Below are 20,109 nucleotides of genomic sequence, written 5' to 3'. Positions count from 1 at the left end.
AACCTTTTAACTAATAGTGTAATGGGAGATGCACTTCAACGGTGGTCCCCCGTTTTTCGCCCCCAGAATGGATTGCAATCGATCCATTATGCTCTTCAACAATCTTCTTCACAACGGCTAATCCTAACCCAGTTCCCTTGGTTTTTGAAGAGACATAGGGTTCAAACATCTTTTCAGCGGTCTCTTGGCTAATTCCAATCCCATTATCCGCCACTGAAAGTGCGAGCGTTTTGTCATCAATTTGGTCAAGCGAAACGACCACTTCACCATCGGTCGCGCCGGACTCTTCAAGCGCCTCGACGCTATTTTTTAAGAGATTGTGCAATAGCTGGCGCAACCGAATTTCATCGCCAATGGTATACAGAGGCGTAGGGTATTTTATAAGCTTTGTACTAATTTTCGCAAGTGAGTCCTCATAAAGATAGAAGACATCCTCCACAAACTGGTTCATCTCAAGCTGTTTGAGATTTAATTTCGGCGCACGGGCATATTGGCTAAAGGCGTTGACCATCTCTTTCATAGCGTTCACTTGCGTGATGATCGTTTTGGTGGATTTCTCAACGAGCGCTTCCGATTTTTCATCAAGTTTACCAGCAAGCTTAAGTTGCATGCGCTCGGCGGAGAGCTGAATCGGCGTGAGAGGATTTTTAATCTCATGGGCAAGACGGCGCGCCACCTCTCCCCACGCGGCTTCCCGCTCGGAATTAATCAGCTGAGTAATATCATCAAACACCACAATAAAGCCAATTAAAACGCCCTCAGAATCGCGCTGCTCTGAGACGCGAATCGTTAAAATCTGGAGCATTCCATTCACATTGCGAGTGATCTCAGTACGCTGATTCTCTTTGGTATCCACTTTCGAAATGAGCTGCACTAGCGTCTCAATAAAGCTGCTAAGCCCCTCTGGAATCGCCTTTTGCTCATAGACATGAACCGCTTGGAGCGCCTCAGAATCCACCGATAAAATCGACAGCGCCGCCTCATTAAAGGTCCGAATATAGCCGCGATTACTAATCACCAAAACCCCCGATGAGAGGTTTGAGAGAATCGTCGCAAGGTAAGCCCTCTGCGCTTCAAGGAGGCGTTGGGAAGCTTTTTCCGCATCGTGAGATTCCCGCAGTTTTAAGACCATCTCATTAAACGAATGGGTTAAAAACCCGATCTCATCATTGGATTTAACGCGAATTGTGCGGTGAAAGCGCCCCTCAGAGATCGATTTCGTCGCAAGCGATAGCCGTGTAATTGGATTAACGAGGCGACGGGAGGCAAAAAATGATCCCCCGAGTGCGAGTAAAATCGAGAGAAAAGTCACCATCGAGAGCAGGAATAGCATATTGTCTTTTAGTGGCCCTCGAAGCGCTTTATATTGTTTATATTTTTCAACGGACTCCTGAGTCGATTCGCCCAGCGTTGTGTAATATTGTGGAATTTCATAAAAGGCCTGAATAATGCGCGGATTGTCCTGCCCCACTTTAATAATCACGCGAACGCGCATATCGCCATTAACAAGCGGTTCAAGCCAGACATAATCCATGCCCTGCATCACCGAGATCAAAATAACGTTATCGGGGCGTTCTGGCAAAATCTGATTAATATCTTTCGAGCTTGCGGCAAGATAACGCCCATGCTGATCAAACACCGCGATATCCATCGCATTAACCTCAGAGCGGAGGCTCTCAATTTGATAAGCCAAATCCAAATAGGAGAGATAAGCAACGCGATTGCCCACATATTGGGTAATCTGTAACGCATCTAGCCGCCGAGTTTCCAGCGCCGATTGCGCAAGGGCGAGCGCATCATCAAAGCCTTTATCAAGCGATTCATCAAACCAGCTATCAATGCTGCGTGTTAAGAGCGCACTTGAAAAGACAAAAAAGAGCACGATCGGAATGATCGACAGCCCCGAGAAAAAGAGCATCATCCGCGCATTTAAACGCGAACCCACCCGCCGTTTGCGGACGCTCGACACCAGTTGCAATAGGTAATAGAGAATCTGGAAAAGAAGCAGTAAAAAGAGCACCACACCGGCGATCACAAGCCAGGTGTAATTTTTTGTGTAGAGAGCAACCGATTCCATCGAACGCGCCATCAGCGCTAAAATCACAATGAGAAAGACTGACAGCAATAAGAAGGGGACAAATCCGTTTTTCTTCAATAGTTTCATTACGGCACACTCCAGCGATACCAGCCCGAATTTAATCCCCAACGACTCGACAAATAGGCCGGAATACGAAGCGGTGCGGGGAGCGCTTCAATATCGAGCCAAAGCTTTAAAAGCCCTTGATATTGCCGATCCTCATCACGCTCTAGGGTAAATTTAAAATTTTGAATTTCAGAAATTTGCGCAAGCGCCAGACTCAGTGTCGGATGGCTCGATTGCGTATTATTAATCAGATCGCGCACCACAAATTGCTTTGAAAGCGCGTGATATTTAAGGGCGTAACGAAATTTATGTTCCGCCACCACATTGGTCAGCCCTAACACCAAGAGCTCCGAGACTTTTAGCTCGTAATTAAAGGTGAGCGGAATTCCGTTATAGAGCATGTCGATCTGCTCACGGCTCATGGTGATCGTTGAATCCGCTGAGAGTTGAATGCGGTTTTTCGGCAAGGCTTTCGCCTCAACGCTATTGATCACAAGCTCCGATTCCGCCGCAACTGCGAAAAAATTTAAGGCGAAAAGAGAGAGCATGACCATTAAAACCCCCTGTCTAATCTGCTCTCTCATCGTGATCCTCGTTACACTTTTTTCTCTAACAGCGCGTAATAAAACCCATCCATTCGCGCGGCTTTATCAAGATAGACCGGAAGAATCTGCACCCCGTAATGTTGCGCCTCGCCCCCATCGATTTTGATCGGCACCGAGATCGCATCCGTCCGGCCTTCCATAAATTGATAGAGCTGCGCTTCATTTTCCTCTTTTAACACCGAGCAAGTCGCGTAAAGCAGGCGACCACCGGGTTTAAGTAACGTCCATGCATGTTGTAAAATCGTCTGTTGCGTTTTGGCAAGCTCGGCAATATCACTCTCTTTGCGCAGGCGTTTAATATCAGGGTGACGATGCAAAATTCCCGTCGCTGAACAGGGTACGTCGAGCAAAAGTTTATCAAACAGCGTGTCACTTTCGTAAAGCGAGGCATCTGCCGCTTCAATCGTAACATAGTCTGGCAATTCACCGACTGCACGAATGATATTCTCTTTTACCCGCACTAAGCGGCGCTCCGATTGATCAATCGCGACCAGTTTTTCAGGCGTTGCAAGCTCTAAAAGTGCGGTTGTTTTCCCGCCCGGTGCTGCGCACGCATCTAAAATCGTCTCCCCTTCTTTAGGTGATAAAAGCGTAGCCGCGAGTTGCGCTGAGGCATCTTGAACCGTTACTGCGCCTTTATCAAAATGGGGAAGATCATGGACATTGATCGCTCTATCGAGCACAATTGCACTTTTCACAAATTGATGGGCATAGGCCTCAATCCCTTCCGCGCGCAGCATAAAGAGATAGATATCCCGAGTGAAAAAGCGTGGATTGACTCGGAGTGTCATCACCGCATGTTCGCGATAGGTCTCACTCATTTTCTCTAAATTGGGGCGCTTCCAGTTTTTCTCTAATTTGGTGGTGAGCCATTGGGGCAGATTATAGCGCCCTGCTCGTCCTTTTGGCTCAGGCATTCCATCGCGTAACACACCGCGTAAAATCGCATTCATGAGCCCTGTCGCCCACGCTTTATCCATTCCCTTAAGCAGCTCAACCCACGAATGAACACCGGCATAATCTGCCGTTGCCATCTCGGTCACTTCAAACAGCGCTAAAATAAGGGCAACGCGCACTTCGCGCTCTTGATCTTTAATCGGCGTTTTAAGGAGCGCATCGAGCACATCATCAAGATAATCATACTCACGGAGCGCACCATAAAGAAGATGGTGGGCAAAGCGGCGATCTTGATCCGACAGCTGCTCTGATACACGATCTAAAATATCAGCCAGTGAATCACCGCCGAGCACTCGGCTAAGCGCATGGACTGCTACATAGCGCGGAATCGTCATGAGCGTCTCAAAAGGCAACACATCGCTCACCGGTTCAGGTTTTCTAACAGGACGATTTCGATTGAAACCTCGATTAAATCCCCCTTGTCTGCCGCGTTGATTATCTCGTTGGCTGCCCCATTTCGAACCGCCTCCACGGCGATCATCACGACGAGAACCACTCCGATTGTCGCGACGATTTTCACCGCGCTCGTTACGATTTGATCCGGCATTGCGGGAAGATTTTGGTTTATCAAAACTCATTAGTTAAATACCTCGCCATCGACATCGTTTCCTTGGAGAAACTGCTCTGCTTCCATACGGCGACGACCGGCGGCTTGAATGGTTAAAATTTCTAAAACGCCATCAGACGCTTTAACAAAAAGACGTTTATTGATGACACATAACGTGCCTGCGGTTGCAGATGTAAGCGCTGAGAGATCGACCAAATCATCACTTTCGGCAAATCGCACATCAAACACCTTAACAAACGATTCCCCTAAGTGGGTAAACGCCCCGGGAACCGGATTAAAGGCATGAATTTTACGCAGTAGCGTTTCACGTGATTCAGTCCAATCAATCTCCGCCTCCTCACGGCTAATTTTTTCAGCGTAGGTAACGCCCTCATTCGGTTGAGGTGTCGGCGATTTCTCACCTTCAATTACCGCAGGGATAGTCTTTAATAAAAGCTCGGCACCCATCTCTTTAAGCGCATCGTGAAGCGCGCCCGTTGTCATCTCATCGGTAATATCAATGCTCGCTTCGCTCCACACATCGCCCGTATCAAGGCCAACATCCATCTGCATAATGCCAACGCCAGTTTTCGCATCCCCCGCTTCGATCGCGCGATGAATCGGTGCCGCCCCACGCCAACGCGGAAGCAGAGACGCATGAATATTCAGACAGCCATATTTCGGCGCCTCTAAAATGGCTTTCGGCAGGATAATTCCATAGGCCACCACCACCATCAAATCGGCATTAAAGGCTTTAAACTCTTCAATATCTGCCTCATTTCTGAAATTTAACGGTTGCACTACGGGGATATTATGAGTCTCAGCCACGGCTTTGATCGGCGTTACCTGAACTTTTTTCCCGCGTCCTCGAGGGCGATCGGGCTGCGTGTAAACCGCGACCACCTCGATCTCAGGGCTATTAATCAGCACTTCTAACGTTGGAACGGAAAAATCGGGGGTTCCCGCAAAAATGACTCGTATACTCATGCTATCCTTTTCAAACAGGTCTTTCGCCGGCACTTATTTATGCCATTTGAAAGAAAAACTAAAATTCTAAAACTAAAAACGCCATCGCCCCCATCAGAACTATTTCTCTGATTTCGCGCTGGCGTAGGCACATTTAAATGCGCTTATTATGCGTTAACCGCTTCTTTCTCTTTCTCAAGATCACGCAGGTGACGGGCTAATTTCTTAAGCACGCGCTCTTGCTTTAATCGAGAGAGATAATCGATAAATAAAATCCCATCAAGATGATCAATTTCATGCTGAATACAGCGAGCTAAAAGATCGTCCGCTACAAGCTCAAAAAACTCACCGGTTACATCTTGGGCACGGACTTTAATTTTCGCCGCGCGGGGAATTGGGCCACTATACATGCTCGGAAGTGATAAACACCCCTCTTCGCATTCTAAGGACTCATCGGTCGCCTCAATAATCTCAGGGTTCACAAAGACGATCGGTTCATTGCGCTCTTCGGAAACATCGACTACAATCACGCGACGAAGCTCATTAACTTGGTTTGCCGCTAAACCGATCCCTTTTTCCGCATACATCGTTTCTAACATATTGTCTGCAAAGGTTTTTAACTCGTCGTTAAATTCCGTCACCGGCTGTGCTACTTCTCTAAGTGTCTGATGTGGTACAGTAATAACTGTTAATTTTGACATATTTAAACTTAATTCCATTAAAAAAACTGATCTGGGGCACTAAAAAATGATTTAGTACAAAAACCGCCTCCATTTTATACTAAAAACGAGATTCTTTGCTCTCTATGTAGTATAAATACACTTACATTTATGATATCTTACAACAATTTTAAGAGTGCAACTAAGGAATAAATTTTGGCTATGAATATTCGAGTTCTTTTTATTTCGTTAGTGCTTTTGCTATCTTCCTTTGCATCAGCATTAACCATTAAGTCCAACGCGCCGACCACCTATACGGTTGTAAAAGGCGATACTCTTTGGGATATTTCCGGGATGTACCTTAACGAACCGTGGCGCTGGGGTGAAATTTGGAAAAGTAACCCACAGATTAAAAACCCTCATCTGATCTACCCTGGCGATGTGATTTCATTCCAAAATGGACGCCTATCAATCACGCGCTCAAAAGGCGGTATGCGCCATGTTAAACTCAGCCCTGAAATGAAAGAAGTGCCGATCGATTTAGGCATTCCTGTGGTGAGCTACAACAAAATTAAATCGTCCCTATTGCACATTAAAGTAATTACCGATGCCGAAGTAAAAGCGCTTCCCTATGTCATCGCTTCTGAAAACAATCGTTTAATCGCGCTTCAAAACCAACGTGTCTATATCAACAAACCACTTAAAACCGGCGTAACCTATGATGTATACGAACGCGGTGAAACCCATAAAGCGGTTCGTGGCGCGCAAAACCGTAAAGGTAAAAACCGGACTGTTGAACTTGGAACAGAGATCATTAAAGTAGGAGAAGTTGTAATCGAACGTATCGATCCATCAGGCGAGACCTCAACGGGGATCGTTAAATCACTCAATCGTCGCGGCATCAATCCAGGTAACTGGTTAATTGAAAAACCCGCTGCCGGCGTTGATTTCTTCTTTGAGCCAAAACCTGCGCCTCATGGGGTTGCAGCTGAAATCATCAACCTTCCAAACGCATTCCAAAATGCAAGCAAGCGTTACACTGTTCTATTAGATCGTGGCATGGATGCTGGCCTTGAGCGCGGACACACCCTGCTTGTTCAGAGTAATGAGAAGTATGTAAACGATCCGCACACCGGCGAAAAAGTCAAACTTCCATCAGAAGCGCTCGGCACCATTATGATCTATGAAGTATTTGACCAAACAAGCCTTGGATTAGTAATGGATGCGAAAGATCGCATCAAACTTGGCAACATGGCGGTCACTCCATTTTCTGGAAAATACGCAAAATAATTGATGGTTCTCGGAATCGTCTAAAAATCGCACAAGGGCATCGTTTGATGCCCTTTTTGCTAAGCTCGCCTAACATAGATCAAGCACAACTCTTGCTTTTATACGCAATATCCTTTAATAATTTTATATTAGGTATGCCTATGAAACTCTGCAGCAAGCAGAACCGAGCACTCAACCAAAAACAATGACAAATAGGAGTGATTATGCATTCACTGGTGATCAATTGCGGCAGCTCTTCTCTAAAGTTTGCCCTAATCAAAGCCTCAACCAATGAGACTATTTTAGAGGGCGTCGCTGAACCATTAGGCTCTGACTACGCTAAGATCGTCGTAAAATATCATGGCGAAAAGTTTGAAGAATCCCTCGTTGAAGTCGATCACTTCGGCGCGGCAAAGAAAATGTTTACTTACTTGCAAGAGTTTGGGCTCTCTGGAAAAATTGATGCGGTCGGCCACCGCGTTGTCCATGGAGCGGAATATTTTAAATCCTCCGTGTTAATCGACCAAGCAACCTTAGATGCGATCGAGCGTTGTAACCCCCTTGCCCCCCTTCATAACCCTGCGAACTTAATCGGTATTAAAGCCGCGATGGAGGTCTTACCCAACCATCCTCATGTCGCCGTTTTCGATACCGCATTCCATCAAACCATGCCAGAAAAAGCCTATCTCTACGGATTGCCGATGGAGATCTATCGCAAATATAATGTTCGCCGTTACGGTTTCCATGGCACAAGCCACCGTTTTATCACTGAACAAGCAGCAATTCGCCTCGATAAGCCAATGGACGAGCTCAATATTATTAGCGCGCACCTTGGAAATGGTGCCTCCATTGCCGCCGTTAAAGATGGCAAATCCGTCGACACCAGCATGGGCCTTACCCCCCTTGAAGGGTTAGTGATGGGAACACGCTCAGGATCGATCGATCCGGGTCTTTTTAAATATCTTGAGAAAAACCTCAACTACAGTATTGACGAGATTGACCAATTTCTAAATAAAGAGAGTGGCTTACTCGGTCTTTCAGAGCTTTCAAACGACTGCCGCCAACTGCAAGAGCACGCGCAAAAAGGGCATCGTCAAGCCGCGCTCGCGCTTGAAATCTTCTCATACCGAATTGCAAAACAGATTGCCGCCTATCTTGTGCCCCTTGAACGGCTCGACGCGCTTGTCTTTACCGGCGGTATCGGGGAAAACTCAAGTTATGTACGCAAACAGGTGATCGATTCGCTCGCCTTTATGCGCTACGAACTCAATGAAGAGGAGAATTTACGCTGTTTTGGTGGTTACGAGGGAACCATCGCCACGAGCCCCGTCTTTGGGGATATTTTAGTGGTCTGTACCGATGAGGAGGGCATGATCGCTCGCGATACGCTCGATATTTTACAAAATGCGGAACTCAAGGAAGCTTAACCTATGAAGACAATTATGATTTCGCCGGTCGGCGCCATCCAAAGCCTGACTTCCATCTCGCTTGCCGTCATTGAATCGCTCAAGCAACAAGGCCTTAAAGTCGGTTTTGTAAAGCCCATTAGCCAAGGCGATGATGCGACAATTTTAGCCGTTAAAACCCATTTTGATCGCACGGCACCGCACCCCATTTCAACCCATCATGTCACCACGTTAATCAACAATAATCGCTACGATGACATCCTTGAAGAGGTGGTGGGAAAAGTTGATGAGGCGAGCCGTGATGTGGATATCGTCGTGATTGAAGGTCTAATTCCAAGCGCGGACAACCCCTTTATGAATGCGCTTAATATTGATATCTCACGCACACTCTGCTCAGGGATTATCTTTGCAGGCAATGCCGGAAACGATACCCCTGCCAATATTGCCCACTATCTCGATCTTTACGGACGACTCTATCAGCGTTCTTGCACCTGGTTTGCCGGTTACTTATTAAACCGCCTGACCGACACCTTAAACCCAACATCAATCGCCGATGCATGCATGACCGTGGAAGGTAAAGCGCTCGAGTGTCTAGGCATGATTCCGGAAGATGGCGCACTTAAAAACCGTGAAGCGATCTATACTCATATTGCAAACCATATGAGCTTAATCTCGCTTATCGAGCGGGCGCAAGAAGAGCGCTCCGATCGATTACCGCCCTCCGCATTTCGCTATGGTTTAATTAAAAAAGCGCGCGAAGGCAATAAACGCATTGTATTACCGGAAGGCGATGAGCCACGTACCTTAAAAGCGGCCATTATTTGCGCCGAGCGACACATTGCAAACTGCGTGCTTCTCGGGAACAAAGCAGCGATTTTAGCCGTGGCAGAAAAAGAGGGGCTTACCCTTCCTGAAACCGGGATTGAGATTATTGATCCAGTAGAGGTAGCTGAAAAATATGTCACAGGGTTTGTTAAACGACGCGAACATAAAGGCGCTACCGAAGTCTCCGCGCGCGAAGCGCTTAAAGATTCTGTGGTCGTTGGTACGATGATGCTTGCCGAAGGGGATGTGGATGGCCTTGTATCAGGCGCTGTACACACCACCGCCGACACCATTCGCCCCGCCCTTCAGCTCATTGGTACCGATAAACATTCAAGCATTGTTTCGAGCATCTTTTTTATGTTGATGCCCGATCAAGTACACGTTTATGGCGATTGCGCCGTCAATCCAACGCCAACGCCTCATCAACTTGCCGACATTGCCGTTCAATCCGCAGATTCCGCAAAAGCCTTTGGCATTGATCCTAAAGTCGCGCTAATCTCCTATTCAACCGGCGTATCTGGCGCAGGCCCTGCGGTAGAAGCCGTGGCTGAAGCGACCGAACTTGCAAAAGCGAAAGCGCCTCATTTTGCCATTGATGGCCCTCTTCAATTTGATGCGGCGTGCGTGCCATCTGTTGGGAAGCAAAAAGCACCCAATAGTCCTGTAGCAGGCGAGGCGACCGTCTTTATTTTCCCCGATTTAAATACCGGAAACACCACCTATAAAGCGGTACAGCGAAGTGCAAATGTGGTGAGCATTGGCCCAATGTTACAAGGCCTTGCCAAACCTGTGAACGACCTCTCCCGTGGTGCGTTAGTGGACGATATCGTGTATACTATTGCGATCACTGCTATCCAAGCGATAGCCCACGCTACAGAAAATTAACACAAAGGATTGTTGTGCCTGTAATTCGTCGAAATAAAATCGAACCTTATAGTGCGGACCAGATGTACCAGCTCGTCAATGATGTAGCGAGCTACCCTAAATTCTTGCCTTGGTGCAGAAATAGCCGTGTTGAAATTGAGACCGAACGCATGATGCAGGCCTCAATTTTAATGGCGAAAGGCCCTTTAAATAAGTGGTTCACCACCAAAAACCAATTGATCCCCGGAGAGCGGATTGAGATGGCGCTTGTCAAAGGCCCCTTTAAACATCTCCGCGGCATTTGGGAGTTTAAAGATCGCCCCGAAGGAGGCTCTGAGATCTTCTGCAACATCGATTTTGATTTCGCCTTTGGCCCAGCAAAGCTCGTTTTGACGCCGATTTTTGAAAGCATCGCCTCATCAATGATCGTCGCCTTTAGTGAGCGCGCAAAGGTGATTTATGGCTAAGATCGACACCATCAATGTGGAATATGCGCTCGCGCTCAAATATGAGCAGCAGTGCGAGATTCAGCAATTTCAGCAAGGAATTACCCTAAAAGAAGCAATCCCCTTTTTTCGCCTTGATCGTCAAGCAAAGATGAAGATTGAAAACCCTGTCTATGGCGTTTTCAATCAGGTCGTTAATGATGATTATGAATTGCAAGATGGCGATCGCATTGAGGTCTATCGCCCGCTGGAGATCGATCCTAAGCAAGCCCGAAAAATTCGCGCACAACGCAATCCTACCGGAATTCGTTCCACGCAAGTGACAGAGCTAAAATAAGTCTGTAAGCTGTATAAAGCCTTCACGATTGAGATAGGTTACGCTAAGTTTCCCAACAATCCTGAAGGCTTTTGCATTTAAAGCATCTCGTCAAAGCCCATTTGACGCCACACCTCGTAAATCCCAATGGCGACGGTATTGGAGAGATTGAGGCTTCGCCCTTCGTTATTGGCCATCGGGAGACGTAACCGCGTTTCACCACTAAATCGATCTAAAACATCGGCAGGAAGACCGCGGGTTTCAGGTCCATAGAGAAGCGCATCACCATCTTTGAAATTGGCTTCAAAAAAGTTACGACTGCCTTTTGTCGTCATCGCGTAGACGGTCGTCGGCTCAATTGCTTGCAAACACTCATCGAGCGAATCCCACACCTGTAGATCCATCCACTCCCGATAATCGAGCCCTGCCCGTTTAAGCATCTTATCTTCAAGCTTAAATCCAAGCGGTTTAATCAGATGAAGTTTCGCTCCGGTATTAGCGCAAAGACGAATAATATTCCCGGTATTGGGCGGAATTTCTGGCTCGTATAAAATAATTGATAATCGGCTCATTACTGTTTCCCACATCCTTGATAACGTGATCCGTTCATACTAAGTACCACCGTATAGGGATAGCTCTCACCATTGGCACTGCAGCGGGTTTTAGTCAGATCGATCACCACATCCCCCGTTGATGCTCGCAGACGATTTCCGCCCTCGACGCTCCACCCCATTCGGCGGCTCTCTGACGCTGCCATACTGCTAAATTGAAACTGTCGCCCACGAATGGTCGCACTCCACGCCTCACGCCCTTCACCGGCAAATTGCCAATTCATATTGGTAGCATCAATGGAGGTTGGTGCCGCAACCTTTGCACTCGCTTTCGCTTTTTGTACCGGATCGATCGGCATACTGTGATCAATCGAGCCAATGGCTAAATCCGCTCCCGGCGTTTTCATCGCATCAGACGCGGCCCCGCTACTAAGATCAATTGCACACCCTTTATGAGTTAATTGACGGGTTTCAATTACCGCGGTATAGGGATATTGTTGCCCTTCCGCCTCACATGTGCTTTTGGTAAAGGTGAGTGTTAAATCGCCCCGCGCCGTGGTGAAGATTTTGCGCTCGCCCTCAGTGCGAATCTTCCAATTGACGCTGCGGCTTTCACTCACGCCAACCGCTTGAAGATTAAAGGATCGCCCGGACAGAGTTCCGCGCCAAAAACTCGGTTTTTCACCTAAAAACTGCCACGATTCAAGATGGTCTTTCGCTGCCGCCTCTAACGCATCCGCATCATCTACTTGTACTTTACCGGCTTTCGTTTCTCGTTCAGATGCGCCATCCGTTGTCACGCAGCCTGCCAACACAGATCCCACCAAAAGTACGCTCAATTTGCGCCACATGTTGATTCTCTCCTCATTTATTTAATGCAATAAAAAAACCGTGAAGCTCATAGTGTAACAAGCTTCACGGCGAATCAATTCAATATAAATCAAGCATTATTACAACGCTCAATTATTTTTGATGTTTGTACTCAAGCGCCGCTTTCACAAACGCGACAAAGAGAGGATGGGCATCCCGTGGGTTTGATTTAAACTCAGGATGCGCTTGCGTTGCCACAAACCATGGGTGACTGTTAAGCTCAACAAATTCGGCAAAATTATTTTCACCAGTAACGCCGGAAATCATAAATTCCCCGTCGTTAAATTGATCTTTAAATTGATTGTTAAAGCCATAACGGTGACGGTGACGCTCAGTAATGTCTGTTCTACCGTAGATATCAGCCGCTTTTGAGCCCTCTTTTAATTTGATATCGCGCGAACCAAGGTACATTTCCCCTTTTAATTCACCCGCCACATCTTTCATCGCAAGAAGTTCAATTACCGGATAATCGGTATCCCCAAAGACTTCGGTCGAATTCGCATTTTTAAGTTTTAACACATTGCGCGCATACTCAACTACCGCCAATTGCATCCCTAAACAGATACCAAAGAAAGGAATGTTGTGCTCACGAGCATAGGTAATTGCACGAATTTTGCCCTCAATCCCGCGCTCACCAAAGCCGCCCGGAACGATCACCGCGTGCATATTCTTAAAGCGTGCGTTAAGTGCCGCCTCATCCATCTCTTCAAGCTCAACCGCATCGACATAATTGATTTTTACATCAGTAAGCGTATTGATTCCTGCGTGGAAAAGCGCTTCATTGACTGATTTATAAGTATCGGTTAACTCAACGTATTTACCGACGAGCATGATATTTACCCGTTCAGTCGCAGAGGCGATATTATCGATCACTTTCTGCCATTCTGAAAGATCCGCTTCGGGCGCTTCCATATTGAAGAAATCGAGCACAATATCATCGAGTTTTTGATCATGAAGAAGAAGAGGGATTTTGTAGATTGAATCGGCATCGACACATGAAATAACCGCTTCATTCGGCACTGAGGTAAAGAGCGCAATCTTGCGTTTTTCATCAAGAGGGAGCGCCTCTTCAGTACGGCAAACTAAGATATCTGGCTGAATTCCGATCGAGCGAAGCTCTTTAACGGAATGTTGGGTCGGTTTAGTTTTAATCTCACCGGATGCGCGAAGGTAGGGCACCAACGTTAAATGCATAAAGAGTGAGCTGCGCACGCCAAGCTCGGTTCTAAGCTGACGGATCGCTTCTAAAAATGGCAGTGATTCGATATCCCCAACGGTTCCACCAATTTCGATAATCGCCACATCCGCCCCTTCTGCAACAGAGGTGATGCGATGTTTTATTTCGTCGGTAATATGGGGGATCACTTGAACGGTATTGCCGAGGTATTCCCCGTTACGCTCACGTTCGATGACGGTTTTGTAGACGCGCCCTGCACTCACACTGTTTTTGCGTGAAGCGGTCATACGAATAAAGCGCTCATAGTGACCTAAGTCGAGGTCTGTTTCCGCGCCATCTTCTGTCACAAACACTTCGCCGTGTTGAAAAGGACTCATCATGCCTGGATCGACATTGATGTAAGGATCCAACTTCATCATCGTAACCTTTAGGCCACGTGATTCTAAAATTGCGCCGAGCGAGGCCGCAGCGATTCCTTTACCGAGAGATGACACAACACCACCCGTGACAAATATAAAACGCGTCATGAAAGCTTTCCTTGAAAAATAGATGAAATAATAAATGGCTTCAAGGGTGATCATTATAGCCTAAAAGTGTTTTGAATTCGACTACCGAATACTTTTTTTACGCTAAAAAATCGCTTTACAAATCCTGATTTTGGTGAACCGTCGCTTTGTGTGCCCTTCCACTCTTTTTTGTGGCAAAACTTATGAACTTTCACATGAGAAAGTAGGCATCCGCGCTGTAAATGTTTATAATCAGGAGGTCGAATTATTGTTTATTCTAAATAAAGGTTAATTATGGTCTCGATCAATCAACACTGTGCTAATGCAATCCGCGCACTTAGTATGGATGCTATTCAAAAAGCCAACTCAGGTCACCCCGGCGCGCCGATGGGCATGGCCGAAATGGCGACGGTTTTATGGAAAAATCATCTCAATCACAATCCTAAAAATGCAAAATTTGCGAACCGCGATCGCTTTGTTCTCTCAAACGGTCACGCATCGATGCTCCTCTATTCACTCCTCCATTTAACCGGTTACGATGTTTCAGTGGATGATCTTAAAAACTTCCGCCAACTCGGTTCAAAAACCGCAGGCCACCCAGAATATGGCTTTATTGACGGGATTGAAACCACTACAGGCCCACTTGGACAAGGCATCGGAAATGCCGTTGGTTTTGCCCTTGCTGAGCGCATGATGGCGGCAAAATACAACACTAAAAAACACACCTTGATCGACCATTACACCTACGCATTTTTAGGCGATGGCTGCTTAATGGAAGGAATCTCGCACGAAGTTTGTTCTCTTGCAGGCACCTTAAAACTCAATAAATTGATCGTATTTTATGACGATAACGGCATCTCAATCGATGGCGATATCACCGGTTGGTTTACCGACAACACCGCAAAACGTTTCGAAGCATACGGCTGGAATGTGATCGCGGAAGTGGATGGCCATAGTTTTGATGCGCTTGAAGCCGCCGTTGCAAACGCAAAATCCTCAGACAAACCGACGATCATCATGTGTAAAACTTTAATTGGTAAAGGCTCACCAAATAAAGAGGGCTCTGAATCAACGCACGGCTCACCGTTAGGGGATGATGAAATCGCCGCAACAAAAGCCTCGCTTGGCTGGAATCACGGCCCATTTGAAGTCCCTGAAGAGGTCTATAACGCATGGAACGCCGTTGAAAAAGGGGCAGAGCTTGAAAATAATTGGAATGCTCTTTTTGCTTCCTATGAGTCTGAAAACCCTGAACTTGCCAAAGATTTCTTACGTCGCCAACACAACGCACTTCCTGAAAACTTTGCGGAAACCTTCCAAAATGCGCTTAAAGGCGCCAATGACGCTGCTGAAAAAGTTGCGACCCGCGCGGCAAGTAAAAAAGCCCTTGATGCGCTTTGCATGGAATTAACCGAAATTGTGGGTGGATCGGCAGACTTAACCCCATCAAATAACACCTTCTTCAAAGGCAGTGTCGACCTTGATATCGCTAGCGGTAAAGGGAATTACGTCCGGTTTGGCGTGCGTGAATTTGGTATGTCAGCGATCTTAAACGGCCTTGCACTTTATGGCGGATTTATCCCCTACGGCGCGACCTTCTTAGTCTTCTCTGATTACGCGCGTAACGCCATTCGCATGAGCGCCCTAATGGGTCAACGCGTAATCTATGTAATGACGCACGATTCCATCGGTCTTGGTGAAGATGGCCCAACCCATCAGCCGATCGAGCACGTTGAATCACTTCGCCTCATTCCAAACTTAAATGTTTGGAGACCCTGTGACGCTGTTGAAACGATGGCTGCTTGGGGACACGCCCTTCAAGCAAAAGAGACTCCATCGCTCTTTGCTCTTTCACGCCAAGGATTACCGCACCAAGAACGCTCTGAAGCGACACTCGCCAACATCACTAAAGGCGGCTATGTGCTTAAAGAAGCGGACAATGCGAAACTCACCATCATTGCAACCGGTTCAGAAGTTGCGCTTGCGATGGAAGCTGCGGCTGAAATGGAAGGCGTTCGCGTTGTATCAATGCCCTGTGTTGAGCTTTTCCGAGCACAAGATGAAGCGTATAAAGCCAGCGTTTTAGGCGACGGCAAAGTACTTGCGATTGAAGCAGGCACCACCCGCGGCTGGTATGAATTTGCGGACAAAGTGATCGGTCTTGATCAATTTGGTGCATCGGCTCCTGCAGGCGATCTCTTCAAACACTTCGGTTTCACAAAAGAAAACGTAGTGAAAATCGCTTCAAGCATGATCGGCTAATGCTGATATCTCTTTAGATAGATCCTGTTTTTAGCAGATTTATCACAAAGCAGAGTTTCCTTTTGGGGCTCTGCTTTTTTAATGCCTCACCGACTCTGTCGACATCGTATGAAAAATTGACCTACATCGCCTATTCCCAAGATCTTTTAGCCGATTGATCTTGAAAACGAGTGCCCCGCCCTCATTACTCTTAAAAGCCACGAATTTTTACAAGTTATCGTACGCAAGACGCATAATAAATGGTAATATAGTTCGCTTATCGACTGAAATTTTTAATTTTTATAAAAACTCTAAACAGGGAGATCGTTTATGTCACGCATCGCATTATTAATTCCGTTTTTAATGACGCCTGCATTTGCGCAAGCAGGGGAAGTTCAAAACCCATGGATGCAAACCCTTTTCATGATCGTACCAATGGTATTGATCTTCTATTTCTTCATCATTCGCCCACAAAACAAACGTATGAAAGAGCATAAATCGCTCTTAGAATCGATCAAACCCGGTAACGAAGTTATGCTTGGTTCAGGGATCGTTGGTCGCGTTAAACAATTTGGCGAAAACTACGTTGAAATTGAAATTGCAAACAACGTTACGGTACGTGTACAACGTCAAAGCATCGTAGCCCTTCTTCCTAACGGAACAATGAAAGGCGAACTCTAATTGAGCCTACAAAGATCGATCTTCTCGCAAGATCGATTTTTGCTTTAAGCCCTTTCTATTTTTTATTTTTTTAACCTAAGACGAAAATATTATGCTTAATCGTTATCCTTTATGGAAAAATCTGCTGATTTTCGGCGTTTTGCTCATTTCAACGATTCTCGCGCTACCGAACTTATATGGGGAAGACCCATCGGTTCAGGTCTCAGCAACACGCGATACAGTGATCGATGAGCCTTTAAAAGCGCGCGTCGAACATGTTCTCACCACCAACAATCTTGATCCTAAACGCATTGATTTCGCGCAAGAGCAACAGCTTCTCGTTCGTTTTAACAACACAGAAGATCAGCTCAAGGCCAAAGATTTAATCGCCAAAGAACTAAAAAAAGAGTATGTCACGGCGCTTAACTTAGCCCCTGACATGCCCGATTGGCTCGCAAATCTTGGTCTACAACCGATGTATTTAGGGCTCGACCTTCGCGGCGGGGTTCACTTCCTGCTTGAGATCGATATGGATGGCCTAATCAGCCAGCTTGCCGAGAGTTATGCTGATAATATTCGCACCTCACTTGAGAACGAACAACGCAGTTTTAAAGCGGTTTCCTTAAATGATGACGATACCATCACGATCAGTTTTGAAAACGATATCGCGATGAATCAAGCCTTCCAGTTTTTAACCAAACAAGGCGCCTACCAAGAGCTTCGCTTTAGCTCAGAGGGCAACAATCTTAAAGTAGTGATGGGCGATAATGAGATCAACACCATTCGCAAAAATACCGTCACCCAAAACATTCGTACCCTGCGTAATCGTGTCAACGAGCTGGGCGTTGCCGAACCTGTGATTCAGCAACAAGGCCCGAATCGAATCGTGGTACAGCTTCCCGGTGTTCAAGATACCGCTCGCGCAAAAGAGATTTTAGGTACTACTGCGACATTAGAATTCCGTATGGTGGACGAGCGTTCAACAACGCAAGCCTTCGATGCGGCTCGCACAGGACGCGCGCCCCTTGGGACTGAGCTTCACTACACTCGTGATGGCCACCCTTACCTCTTAAAACGTCAAGCGGTATTAACCGGTGACTCCATTGTTAAAGCAAGCGCCGGGATCGATCCTGAATCCCCCGTCGGCGCTGCGATTGTCTATATCACTCTTGATTCAAAAGGTGCGGATAAATTCAGTATTGCAACGAAAGCAAACGTCGGTAAACCGATGGCGACCCTCTTTATGGAAAACGTGGTCAATACTGTGATCGATGCCGATGGCAATGAGACGAAAGAAGCGACCACCACGAAAGAGATCGCCAACGTTGCCACCATTCAAACTCAGCTCTTCTCGAACTTTACCATCACCGGTTTAAGTTCACTCGAAGAAGCCAATAACCTTGCCATTACCCTAAACTCAGGGGCACTAGCAGCGCCCATTCATATCATTGAAGAGCGCACCGTCGGCCCAAGCGCGGGACAAGATAATATCGACAGCGGTATGAAAGCGGCGGTCTATGCCCTTTTAATGGTGATGGCCTTTATGGCATTCCGCTATCGCGCCTTTGGTGTCGTTGCGGACGTAGCGCTCTTTGCGAACTTAATTTTAATCTTAGCGGCACTCTCTGTACTGCAAGCGACCCTCACCTTACCGGGGATTGCGGGGATTGTTTTATCCCTTGGAATGAGCGTTGACGCAAACGTTCTCATTAATGAACGGGTGCGTGAAGAACTCAAAAAAGGCACGAGCCCACAAAATGCGATCGATAGCGGATTTGGACGTGCATTTGCCACCATTATGGACGCAAACTTAACGAGCCTTTTCGCAGCGCTAGCGCTTTTCTATATCGGCTCAGGCCCTATTAAAGGCTTCGCGGTAACGCTCTCAATCGGGATCATCACTTCCGTCTTTACCGCTGTTTATCTAAACCGCGCGATCATCAACCTCATCTGGGGTGGCCGTAAAATTAAACGTCTCTCCGTTGGACACCGCGAACTTCTGCCGATTTTAAGTGGCGACACCACCTACAACTTCATGAAACTCTGCAAATTCTGGGTGATTTCATGCATTGCGATAATTGTTGTGGGCATCAGCGTTTCAGCGAGCAACAAGTTCAATTTTGGCCTTGATTTCACTGGCGGTACCGAAGTGGGCGTAATTTACGAAAAATCCGTTGATAACGACACCATTCGTAAACAATTAGCCGAAGCCGGATTTGATTCCGCCGTCGTTCAGCACTTTGGCGCAAGTAATGAAGTGATTATCAGCATTAAAACGCCTGAAAATATCGATACTGAAGCCGCGGCTGAAGCGGATATTGCCCGCATTAGTGATGCCATTATCAAAGCACTCGACAATGACGATAATCCCTTTGAACTTGGACGCGTCAGCTTTGTTGGATCAAAAGTCGGTAGCGAACTTGTGACCGGTGGATTTGTCGCTTCCCTCATTGCGGTGAGCTTAATCTTAATCTACATCTGGGTTCGATTTGAGCGTAAACTCGCACTTGGAACCATTCTCGCGACGGTACACGATACGGTGATTGTAGTTGCGGTCTTCTCACTCTTTAAAGATAAGCTTGAGTTTGACCTTACCTCACTTGCGGCAATTTTAGCGGTGATCGGATACTCAGTGAATGATACGGTGGTTGTCTTAGACCGAATCCGTGAAAACTTCCGCACCCATCGCACAGGAACGCCGTTTGAGATTGTCAATATGTCGATCAATCAGACCTTATCGCGGACCATTATGACCTCCGTATCAACCGCCTTAGCGGTGCTCGCGCTCTACCTCTTTGGTGGTTCGGCGATCGAGACCTTCTCGCTTATCATGTTGATCGGTATCGTCGTTGGTACCTACTCGTCAATCTTTATCGCCGCGGCCGGCGCGCTAATTTTAGGCTTAAAACGTGAGGACCTCCTCCCGCCTGTCGTAGACAAAGAAGCGATCGTTCATGAGGAAGGATATCCATAACCTCGCCTCATTTGAAAACAAAACGATGATTTAAGGAGCGCTTGTGGTCTTTTATAGAGATCACAAGCGTTCTTATTTCTGGGCTAAGCCTTGTTTATTCACGCGATAGCATTAACAGAATCGCGCT

Annotated in this window: 16 protein-coding genes; 8 read left to right on the top strand and 8 right to left on the bottom strand. The window is 46.8% G+C overall.

All coding sequences use genetic code 11. From position 1 onward, the window contains the following. Nucleotides 1-10: 10 nt before the first annotated feature. The 5 genes from OXI21_RS04635 to def form a co-directional block, all read right to left on the bottom strand. Nucleotides 11-2,164, bottom strand: coding sequence for an ATP-binding protein (locus tag OXI21_RS04635; RefSeq protein ID WP_279618394.1), 2,154 nt, complete (start codon nucleotides 2,162-2,164; stop codon nucleotides 11-13). Further along, nucleotides 2,164-2,727, bottom strand: a complete 564-nt coding sequence (locus OXI21_RS04630) for a DUF4390 domain-containing protein (RefSeq protein ID WP_279618393.1) — start codon at nucleotides 2,725-2,727, stop codon at nucleotides 2,164-2,166. Before OXI21_RS04630 ends, OXI21_RS04635 begins: the two co-directional genes overlap by 1 nt. 11 nt (nucleotides 2,728-2,738) lie before the next feature. Then, nucleotides 2,739-4,283, bottom strand: a complete 1,545-nt coding sequence (rsmB, locus tag OXI21_RS04625) for a 16S rRNA (cytosine(967)-C(5))-methyltransferase RsmB (protein WP_279618392.1) — start codon at nucleotides 4,281-4,283, stop codon at nucleotides 2,739-2,741. Beyond that, entirely contained in the window at nucleotides 4,283-5,239 is a 957-nt protein-coding gene (gene fmt / locus OXI21_RS04620; RefSeq protein WP_279618391.1) for a methionyl-tRNA formyltransferase, read from the bottom strand. The genes rsmB and fmt overlap by 1 nt, the downstream gene beginning before the upstream one ends. Nucleotides 5,240-5,385: 146 nt before the next feature. Continuing rightward, the gene (gene def / locus OXI21_RS04615) at nucleotides 5,386-5,919 is read right to left on the bottom strand and encodes a peptide deformylase (protein WP_279618390.1); all 534 of its coding nucleotides are present in this window, start codon (nucleotides 5,917-5,919) and stop codon (nucleotides 5,386-5,388) included. Nucleotides 5,920-6,099: 180 nt separating this feature from the next. Between def and OXI21_RS04610 the strand changes: the two genes are divergently transcribed. The 5 genes from OXI21_RS04610 (at nucleotide 6,100) to OXI21_RS04590 (ending at nucleotide 11,024) form a co-directional block, all read left to right on the top strand. Continuing rightward, the gene (locus tag OXI21_RS04610; protein ID WP_279618389.1) at nucleotides 6,100-7,167 is read left to right on the top strand and encodes a LysM peptidoglycan-binding domain-containing protein; all 1,068 of its coding nucleotides are present in this window, start codon (nucleotides 6,100-6,102) and stop codon (nucleotides 7,165-7,167) included. Nucleotides 7,168-7,370: 203 nt separating this feature from the next. Further along, the gene (locus OXI21_RS04605; protein ID WP_279618388.1) at nucleotides 7,371-8,573 is read left to right on the top strand and encodes an acetate kinase; all 1,203 of its coding nucleotides are present in this window, start codon (nucleotides 7,371-7,373) and stop codon (nucleotides 8,571-8,573) included. 3 nt (nucleotides 8,574-8,576) lie between these two features. Continuing rightward, on the top strand, nucleotides 8,577-10,262 hold the full coding sequence (gene pta / locus OXI21_RS04600; RefSeq protein WP_347815489.1) for a phosphate acetyltransferase: 1,686 nt from the start codon (nucleotides 8,577-8,579) through the stop codon (nucleotides 10,260-10,262). Between the two features lie 14 nt (nucleotides 10,263-10,276). Next, complete coding sequence (locus OXI21_RS04595; RefSeq protein WP_279618387.1) at nucleotides 10,277-10,708, top strand: type II toxin-antitoxin system RatA family toxin; 432 nt, start codon at nucleotides 10,277-10,279, stop codon at nucleotides 10,706-10,708. Next, nucleotides 10,701-11,024, top strand: a complete 324-nt coding sequence (locus OXI21_RS04590; protein WP_279618386.1) for an RnfH family protein — start codon at nucleotides 10,701-10,703, stop codon at nucleotides 11,022-11,024. Before OXI21_RS04595 ends, OXI21_RS04590 begins: the two co-directional genes overlap by 8 nt. 77 nt (nucleotides 11,025-11,101) lie before the next feature. Here OXI21_RS04590 and OXI21_RS04585 read toward each other — a convergent pair whose 3' ends face one another. The 3 genes from OXI21_RS04585 to OXI21_RS04575 form a co-directional block, all read right to left on the bottom strand. Continuing rightward, on the bottom strand, nucleotides 11,102-11,575 hold the full coding sequence (locus OXI21_RS04585; RefSeq protein WP_279618385.1) for a tRNA (cytidine(34)-2'-O)-methyltransferase: 474 nt from the start codon (nucleotides 11,573-11,575) through the stop codon (nucleotides 11,102-11,104). Continuing rightward, complete coding sequence (locus OXI21_RS04580; RefSeq protein WP_279618384.1) at nucleotides 11,575-12,405, bottom strand: hypothetical protein; 831 nt, start codon at nucleotides 12,403-12,405, stop codon at nucleotides 11,575-11,577. Before OXI21_RS04580 ends, OXI21_RS04585 begins: the two co-directional genes overlap by 1 nt. Before the next feature lie 112 nt (nucleotides 12,406-12,517). Continuing rightward, a complete protein-coding gene (locus OXI21_RS04575) occupies nucleotides 12,518-14,128 on the bottom strand; it encodes a CTP synthase (protein WP_279618383.1) in 1,611 nt (536 codons plus the stop codon). Nucleotides 14,129-14,401: 273 nt separating this feature from the next. Between OXI21_RS04575 and tkt the strand changes: the two genes are divergently transcribed. From tkt to secD, 3 genes are all read left to right on the top strand, one after another. Next, a complete protein-coding gene (tkt, locus tag OXI21_RS04570; protein ID WP_279618382.1) occupies nucleotides 14,402-16,369 on the top strand; it encodes a transketolase in 1,968 nt (655 codons plus the stop codon). Between the two features lie 309 nt (nucleotides 16,370-16,678). Beyond that, nucleotides 16,679-17,029 carry a preprotein translocase subunit YajC gene (gene yajC / locus OXI21_RS04565; protein WP_279618381.1) on the top strand — a complete coding sequence of 117 codons (351 nt, stop codon included), beginning with the start codon at nucleotides 16,679-16,681 and terminating at the stop codon, nucleotides 17,027-17,029. 91 nt (nucleotides 17,030-17,120) lie between these two features. Then, nucleotides 17,121-19,982 (top strand): protein translocase subunit SecD, encoded by a 2,862-nt coding sequence (gene secD, locus OXI21_RS04560; RefSeq protein ID WP_279618380.1) that lies wholly within the window; start codon nucleotides 17,121-17,123, stop codon nucleotides 19,980-19,982. Nucleotides 19,983-20,109: the final 127 nt, after the last annotated feature.

The organism is Ignatzschineria sp. RMDPL8A, from assembly GCF_029815055.1.
GTDB lineage: Bacteria > Pseudomonadota > Gammaproteobacteria > Cardiobacteriales > Wohlfahrtiimonadaceae > CALZBJ01.
Note: the sequence above shows the minus strand (reverse complement) of the source record. Positions and strands in the feature narration are given on the sequence as shown.

What these genes read in the sequence shown, in the direction of transcription:
- OXI21_RS04635 (WP_279618394.1), bottom strand. Translation starts at nt 2,164, where the DNA reads ATGAAACTATTGAAGAAAAACGGATTTGTCCCCTTCTTATTGCTGTCA.
- OXI21_RS04630 (WP_279618393.1), bottom strand. Translation starts at nt 2,727, where the DNA reads ATGAGAGAGCAGATTAGACAGGGGGTTTTAATGGTCATGCTCTCTCTT.
- rsmB (WP_279618392.1), bottom strand. Translation starts at nt 4,283, where the DNA reads ATGAGTTTTGATAAACCAAAATCTTCCCGCAATGCCGGATCAAATCGT.
- fmt (WP_279618391.1), bottom strand. Translation starts at nt 5,239, where the DNA reads ATGAGTATACGAGTCATTTTTGCGGGAACCCCCGATTTTTCCGTTCCA.
- def (WP_279618390.1), bottom strand. Translation starts at nt 5,919, where the DNA reads ATGTCAAAATTAACAGTTATTACTGTACCACATCAGACACTTAGAGAA.
- OXI21_RS04610 (WP_279618389.1), top strand. Translation starts at nt 6,100, where the DNA reads ATGAATATTCGAGTTCTTTTTATTTCGTTAGTGCTTTTGCTATCTTCC.
- OXI21_RS04605 (WP_279618388.1), top strand. Translation starts at nt 7,371, where the DNA reads ATGCATTCACTGGTGATCAATTGCGGCAGCTCTTCTCTAAAGTTTGCC.
- pta (WP_347815489.1), top strand. Translation starts at nt 8,577, where the DNA reads ATGAAGACAATTATGATTTCGCCGGTCGGCGCCATCCAAAGCCTGACT.
- OXI21_RS04590 (WP_279618386.1), top strand. Translation starts at nt 10,701, where the DNA reads ATGGCTAAGATCGACACCATCAATGTGGAATATGCGCTCGCGCTCAAA.
- OXI21_RS04585 (WP_279618385.1), bottom strand. Translation starts at nt 11,575, where the DNA reads ATGAGCCGATTATCAATTATTTTATACGAGCCAGAAATTCCGCCCAAT.
- OXI21_RS04580 (WP_279618384.1), bottom strand. Translation starts at nt 12,405, where the DNA reads ATGTGGCGCAAATTGAGCGTACTTTTGGTGGGATCTGTGTTGGCAGGC.
- OXI21_RS04575 (WP_279618383.1), bottom strand. Translation starts at nt 14,128, where the DNA reads ATGACGCGTTTTATATTTGTCACGGGTGGTGTTGTGTCATCTCTCGGT.
- tkt (WP_279618382.1), top strand. Translation starts at nt 14,402, where the DNA reads ATGGTCTCGATCAATCAACACTGTGCTAATGCAATCCGCGCACTTAGT.
- yajC (WP_279618381.1), top strand. Translation starts at nt 16,679, where the DNA reads ATGTCACGCATCGCATTATTAATTCCGTTTTTAATGACGCCTGCATTT.
- secD (WP_279618380.1), top strand. Translation starts at nt 17,121, where the DNA reads ATGCTTAATCGTTATCCTTTATGGAAAAATCTGCTGATTTTCGGCGTT.